This is a genomic window from Verrucomicrobiota bacterium, from assembly GCA_039192515.1.
Classification (GTDB): Bacteria; Verrucomicrobiota; Verrucomicrobiia; order Methylacidiphilales; family JBCCWR01; genus JBCCWR01.
Window position 1 is genome coordinate 1 of the sequence record JBCCXA010000069.1, and the last position, 7105, is coordinate 7105.

5 protein-coding genes are annotated in these 7105 nt (G+C 40.5%); 4 read left to right on the forward strand and 1 reads right to left on the reverse strand.

Going from position 1 to position 7105, the window contains the following annotated elements; genetic code table 11:
• Nucleotides 1-96 precede the first annotated feature (96 nt).
• From AAGA18_15575 to AAGA18_15590, 4 genes are all read left to right on the forward strand, one after another.
• Nucleotides 97-363: a hypothetical protein gene (locus tag AAGA18_15575; protein ID MEM9446761.1), complete on the forward strand. Its 267-nt coding sequence runs from the start codon at nucleotides 97-99 to the stop codon at nucleotides 361-363.
• 511 nt (nucleotides 364-874) lie between these two features.
• Nucleotides 875-2380, forward strand: coding sequence for a tetratricopeptide repeat protein (locus AAGA18_15580; protein ID MEM9446762.1), 1506 nt, complete (start codon nucleotides 875-877; stop codon nucleotides 2378-2380).
• Between the two features lie 378 nt (nucleotides 2381-2758).
• Entirely contained in the window at nucleotides 2759-3025 is a 267-nt protein-coding gene (locus AAGA18_15585) for a hypothetical protein (GenBank protein ID MEM9446763.1), read from the forward strand.
• Nucleotides 3000-4280 (forward strand): hypothetical protein, encoded by a 1281-nt coding sequence (locus tag AAGA18_15590; GenBank protein ID MEM9446764.1) that lies wholly within the window; start codon nucleotides 3000-3002, stop codon nucleotides 4278-4280. The genes AAGA18_15585 and AAGA18_15590 overlap by 26 nt, the downstream gene beginning before the upstream one ends.
• Before the next feature lie 213 nt (nucleotides 4281-4493).
• Here AAGA18_15590 and AAGA18_15595 read toward each other — a convergent pair.
• Nucleotides 4494-7105: CHAT domain-containing protein (locus tag AAGA18_15595; GenBank protein ID MEM9446765.1), on the reverse strand; the 2612-nt coding region annotated here is incomplete at its 5' end.

Genomic DNA, 7105 nt, shown 5'->3' on the forward strand with positions numbered 1-7105 from the left:
CGTTAGTTTGTAAGGAAATATACAATAGAAGCCAACCATCCACATAATTTTGAAGCATTAACAGAGCGATCGCCTATTTCCGAAAACTTAGTAAAAATGGCAGTAGTCTCTCCCCTATTAGATTTAGCTGGATTCTACAGCATTGACTATCAGATTCTAGATGAAACCAGCGTTGAAATTACTGCTGAAGAGAACGCGACAATTTATCGAGGGCGCATCGATATTTTGGTGATCAAAGACCAGTTTTGGTTAGCGGTTATCGAATCAAAACATAGTAAATTTTCTCTAATTAATGCCATTCCTCAAGCGCTTGCCTACATGCTAGGTTGTCCTAATCCAGAAAAACCGTGTTTGGTCTTGTAACCAATGGGAATGAATTTCATTTTCTAAAAGTGCTTCAGCAGCCCACTAAACAATATGGCCGTTCCAAACTGTTTTCGTTGAGAAATCCCGGTAATGATCTGTATGAAGTACTACAGGTATTGAAATCTATTGCAACGCTCGTTCCTGCATCATCTTAGGCAATACCAGAGGGATGTTTTGCAAATTACGGCATCAAAACCATGTAGTTAACTAAGTTGTTATGTAGCACAAAAGTACGAGCTGTTAGCCTATCAGGTAGTGATAGCAAAGATCTTCGGATTGCAAGTCACCTAATACTTTTACCAGCTTGCTTAGTAAACCTTACTTGGCTGCAAGAATGTGTTTGTGATGTGTCAGAAGAATACGGATCATGCCCGTTCTGTAGCAAAGTTCCTTATAGTAGTATCCTAAGTGACGAGAACTCCTTCAAGTAAGGGCAGATACTATCTGTACGCTTCAGTATGCAAAAGGGTGATCTGTAAAATTTTAGGATAGGAGACTTACTCAGAATATGGACGCACAAGCAATTGAAGACGCTCTAAATAGCTACGAGGAAGCAATTGCATCTTTTGAAGATGCAATCGATCAGCTATTTGAGGAGGAAGTATTATCTGCATCTAGTTTTCCAAAAGATTTACAGACATTCTCAGAGGGTAAACAACGTTCCCAAAAGAGTCATGAGGGCCAAACAATTGAGTTATCTTCTTTAAAAAATATCATTCACAGTTTTTTTCATCTCTTTACTCCCAAAAATACTGTGTTGAAAACTCAACCTCAAACACAGAATAGTAATGGTGAAAGTAGCATACTGGCCTCAAAGGTTATTGCAAAACGAAGGTCTCTACTGAAAAATTTTCGTAACATCAAGCAACCGGAACCTCAAAATGGAGAAGCTCAGGATGTTGATGAGTTTGAGTCGTATGCGGTTTCATATCATAAGCGATTCAAAGAGCTAGATAGTAGATTTCAATTGCAGTGTAGTCGGCTTTCAGGAATAGCGAGTTGGGCAAACTGGCAGCAAAATGGACTAGACTCTCGAGGAACTCCAGATCTCGATATGCTTGGAAAGCTCATGATTTTTTCTTTAACCATCGGTTTTCTTGCTGCAACTATTCCACGTCTTTTGTTAGGAGGTACTTTAATATCGAGCATTTTTACAGGAGTGCAGATTAGTTCCCTTTGGGTATTGAATCGTCAGTCGCTGACAGAACTTCGCAGTAGACGATGGTGGCGTGTGTCTATTTTAAGCTTAGCGATCAGTGTAGCGTTTTATTACCCTCTTCTTCCTATTCTTTCTAGATGGTTTGTCAATCAAGGTTCAAAGGCATATGGAGAAGCATATATTTTAGATAAAAGTTTGGTGAATGCAGAACAGAACTTCCAAAAAGCCGTTCATTTAAACCCTAATAATATTAGGGCCTATTTGTATCTTGGCAATGTTTATGAGGATTTGAATAAATTAGATTTGGCAGAAGAAGCATATCGGACTGCTGCTGCCGGAAGTGATCGTTTATCTGATGGTAATACAGCAGCTATAAGTAATGAGGCCAATGAAGCACTTAATAATCTAGCAAGAATTTATATCATAAGCGGTAAAACTGATGTTGCTATTGGTTGGTTATATACTTTACAAATAAGGGAGAGAGCAAAAGAAGAAGATGGTATGGCAAATGACTATCTTCTTTTCTCGATATCTAAGAATATAGGTTGGGCATATTTGTCACAAGAAGAACCGAATTATGTACTGGCGGAGAAGCACTTAGATCAGGCAACTCAATTTCTGCCCAAACTATTTCCACAAAGATTTGAAGATATATGGCCTGAGATACAAGCAATTCCCTACTGTTTTTTGGCTCAAGCATTGGAAAAACAAGGTAAATTGGAAGAGGCAAAAAATAACTGGAAAAAATTCAATGAAAAAATCGATCAATATGAAAAGGGATTAGTGGAAGGTGAAGTCTCTAATAGTAGAGTTGAGATTTTTGAGTGTTTAGGAAAGGCACAATCAGCATCTTAATTGATTCTAATTAATGGCTTATAACTTAAATAGAATGCCTCTAGCAAAATCATGGGGTTCTCCATTCCCCAGAATCTCATGTTAAAATATAAGCCAATTTACCTAAAAAAACATCATTCAGATTGTTTTTATGCCTAAGGCTAATATCACATCAAAAAGCGTTTCATCAGGTTAATCTATCAATTTTATTGAATGTCAATAGATTATCTAGTCTACTGGAATTATACTTTGCTGAAAGTTTATTGAGTTTGATTTTTTTGAATTTTTTAAAATTTTTATGATGATCCAGGTGGATAATATCCACTTTGCTGTCTAAGGATGAATCATAATTTAATTACTTCAGCACGTGAAGTGATTTTCTGTTATTAAGGGTGCCCAATGAACATATTAAAGAAGTCCAAAGCTCTGACATTTTCTCTAGGCTTGATCGCCAGTATAATCGCCACTTCTGCACCAAGCGCCTCTGCTCAAAATGAGATTATTCACGTCAATTCTGGTCGAGATAAAGTTTACTATCGTCCTGGAGGGATTGGGGATCGGAAAGTGCTGCTGAAAGGAGTGCATTTGAACTTTGGCGATGTGATTGAACTATCCCCACGTAGCTTTGTAAAAGCGGCATGTGCAAGTGGTGGCTATGGGATTTAGGGGGCCTCTGGAAGGTGCGAAGGAGCTTACGGTAGGGAATGAAAATTTTTGTCCTCCAGGTCCTAGATCAAATGTTCGCGGGGGGTTATGTGAAGATGTTGCATTGGCTCAAGAAATAACGACCGCAGGAATGCCATATATCATTAGTCCCCGAGGTTATGTTACGGCCTCACGGTTTAATGAGAGAGGTGTAGCTATTGATGAACCAAAACTTTTATTGCAATGGAGAGGTGTATCAAACGCAAAAGAATATCATCTTGAACTCATTGCCAAAGGCTGGGTTAGTGATAAGTATGTGGTTCCTGGCACAGAGACTCAGGCTGAATATCCATTCCCTAAGAATGAGGATATGGAGTCAGGAAATGATGCTTTAGAAGCCGATATGGCTTTAGAAAACGGCAATAAGTACGTATTGCGTGTAACGGCGGTAATCGATGGAGTTACAGAATCAGAATATCCCTCCTCTATCCCCCAAAAGGTACGTTTACTAGGTGATGAAAAAGATTATCTCCATCTGTATTTCAGGCGTTCTAACACGCAATCATTTGGTTTTGTATATCATAAACAATCTTCTTCTCCTGAATATTTTCCTAAACAAGACTTTAGAGATCAAGAGTTTTCTCCTGAAGAATTAGAATTCAGAGATACAATTTCTGAAGCTGAAAGAAACGATGAGGACAACCTGTTTCGAGCAATGCAATATTTTCAAGGAGGCTATTTCTCTCAATCATTGCAAACTTTGAAACAGATTACCCGTCAAGATGAATATTTAGACTATTTGCGTGGGGTCTCTGCGAGCAAAATAGGTTTATTAAAAGATGCAAAGGGGTATTATAGGCAAGTGAATAGGACGAATAACACCTATGCTCATGTTTCTCTTTATGCACATTTAGGGTTGTTATTTCTAGAAGTGATTGAACACTCAGAAGACAATCAAGGTAATCGATTACTACCTAGCTACATTAAAAACGATCTTCTTTCAAAACTTGAGAATGAAATTATCCCTCTGTATGAAGAAGTCGAAATAGAACTAACGTCTTTCGATTTTGCTAAAATTACATGGGAAATCGGAAAACTTTATAACCATTTAGACCGACAAGGAGAAGCAGAGAGCTATTTCACATCAGCTAAAGATGCTTTTCAAGAGATTAAAAAGGAATTAGACTCACTAGAGATAGACGCAGAGAGCAGGGAATATCAAGAAATGAGGAGCATATTAAATTGTTTGGATGCTGACATTCTTGAATTAGAATAGTTGTCTGTTCCTATTACTGCTTGTGGCCCATATCAAGCTGTGACAGCATTATCGGTGTTGTGAGGAGCTTCACGACCTACAACACCGATAAAGAATAAGTCCTTTTTGTAAGGCATTAACTTTTCAGCAAGTTTGAGGAAGCATTTTGTGTCTCCACTACCATTGTCTTGCTTGGCCTTAAACCAAGAAACAAAACCGCTAATTATCTATGAATTACCAAGGACTACTAACAATTGTAAAGGCAGCCCAATGGTATGGTTCAGAAAGGTCAGGATAGCTATCAAATTTCTTTAAAGGCTCTGCAAGCTCATCTGAAATAATTATATCTGCATCTAGTCCCAATGCACCTCCCGCATCAAGAATCAAATACCCTTCTTCGGAAAATCTGATTTCCTTTTTGAGCATGGCCACTTGGACACGTCGCAAAGCTTCTGAACGTATTTTATGATTGTCATCTAAAACAACAGAATCAGTTTGCCCATCTTGTGCAGAACCATATAGTACATCCAGCGCATGATAAAAACCAATCATTAACGCAAGTGTTGATACATCATTCACTTTCCACAGACTAGCTAGACCTGACTTGACACCGGCTTGCGTTGCAAAACCTGCAAACCCTAATTCTGCCTTGCTATTGTTGTCTCCCTGAGCCGTTTCGCAAGAACTCAATACTAACAACTCAATAAGATCGTTAGACCCTGATACGACCGTAGGAAGGAGGTCTAAATGCAAGCGATCCACCCCATCTTCTTCGGGCCATAGCCGAATAAATGATTCTGAAGGTTCCCCTTCCTGAAATTCACTGTGTGTTGCAATATGCACGATAGCAGGACGTTTTCGATCTAAAATCGCGATTTGACGTTGAAGATTTGTTAAAGTGAAGTCTTCATTGAAGACAAAAGTCTCCATATCATCTGTCTCGTTGTCAACAGAGCTCCAAATATTAGTAATGGTTTCTAGTTCAGAAGAAACTGCAGGTAAAGTTGGCGGTGGAGAAGCGTTTCTCCACCGAGAACTATTTGTATCATCAACCTGAAAATCAGCTCCCATAGCTAAAAGCTGAGTGCTTTCCGGATATAGTGGCGTATATTCTGCATCTACTAAACTAAAACTGGGTAAGATACCAACACTAAACCGTTCAATTAGATAATGGCCTCCTTGGTCATCTCGTATCCGTTTCTCTAACGTATCACTTCGTTGATTTGAAGTTTGTTCCGGATTATTTGTAGAGATATTATTACTGTCGTGGCCCGGAATAAAGCCTTCACATTCAGATGGAATATACATTGCCGACAAAGGTAATGTTCTAAGCCCTTCATCCATAATAAAGGCTAGGTTGTCAATATTTAGAACATCCAAATCTTCTTTAACTTCTCCTAAAAGAGAACAGAATAGCTGGGCACCTGCTATGCGAAAGTCACTACCGCTTTCTAAGAGAGGTCTTCGAAAGTCTCCTAATATTTCTTGAAGGTCTGTATCAGTTGTTTGTGATCGCCTGACGATGGGTTCTCTATACTCATCAGGCGTTATCATCACAACCTGAAGCGGCACATTTTCTGTTGCCTTATCATTAGCATCAGATGGTTTCGAATAGGCCCAAGGAAGTTGATCAACGGCTGCCCCTTCTAGTGAAAGGTCTGAACCAAATGAATACCATTGAGTAGAACCGTCAACAAGCGGGTCATCAGTAACATACTCAGGACGAACGTAGAATGCGTAAATGACAGCAGTTCTAACCCCTGTTTTTTCTTCAATAGACTGTAGTGCGTCTCTAGCATCTTTTAGGGACTTAATGCGGACATCATCTAGGCCAAAATAGTCCACGTATTGCTTAGTGAAGCCTTCTTCTAACAGACTTATCAGATCTTCGTCTAGGGGAGTAATCTCAGGAGAGGGAGGCGTTTCACAAACAGGCGGACATTTTTGGGTAGCAGAGGAAGTTCTTATGATGATATTGTCATTTTCAGTTTCAAATAAACCTGCGAAGCTTGCCGTGGGATTGATTTCGTCTCTACCACTGACGATGGATCCTGTCGTGCCGTTGATTAAGTCGGTATCTGGAGCCAAGACATCAAAGGTAATATCTTGGGGGCCACCGCCATGATCAATTCGAATGATGCCGCTATCATCACCGCCTGTGGCATTAATGCTACTGGTGGTGCCATCAATGGTGTTGGTGGTACGGAAGAGGATATTTGTATCAACTGTAATATTGCCTCCATTTCCACTCATCGACTGAGTATCAATGGAGGAAACCTGGAAAGTTCCGCTTAGATCGTCTAACTCTGTGGTGTCTAGGTCCTCAACAGTCAACTCTAAGGACACATCGCCACCTGTGCCCGTCCCTGCGCTGGCATCAATCGTATCCGTTTGCAGAATTTCGGTAGCAGCTATTCGAATGTCGCCGCCATCCTCACCGCCAGATGAATTAATCGATCCTGTTTGGATAGTGGTAAGGAGCTCGTCGTCATTTGGGGGAATATTAATGTTGCCACCATTGGTCGCACCCGATGAATCGATCGCCCCTACATCCACAGTAGGAGCATTGAGGGCGATCGCCCCCCCACTCCCACTCTCAGATGACGAATCCAACTGCGTCGCTTGAATCGACGTTCGAGAATTGAGCGTAATGTGTCCGCCTTCGGTGGCGATCGCATCTACCGTAAGCGCCCCCCTAGTTGTAACCTCCACATCCCCACCACTGTCAGCGTCATCAGTGTTTCGAAGACCTCGCCTGGACGTTGTTGTATCAAGGTCACTTTGGCTGGTATCTAAGGTTGCAAGATCAAGAGCTGCAGCAGACGTAACCTCAATCGAAATATTCC

Coding starts and splice junctions, on each gene's coding strand:
- AAGA18_15585 (MEM9446763.1), top strand. CDS start 2,759: ATGAACATATTAAAGAAGTCCAAAGCTCTGACATTTTCTCTAGGCTTG.
- AAGA18_15580 (MEM9446762.1), top strand. CDS start 875: ATGGACGCACAAGCAATTGAAGACGCTCTAAATAGCTACGAGGAAGCA.
- AAGA18_15575 (MEM9446761.1), top strand. CDS start 97: ATGGCAGTAGTCTCTCCCCTATTAGATTTAGCTGGATTCTACAGCATT.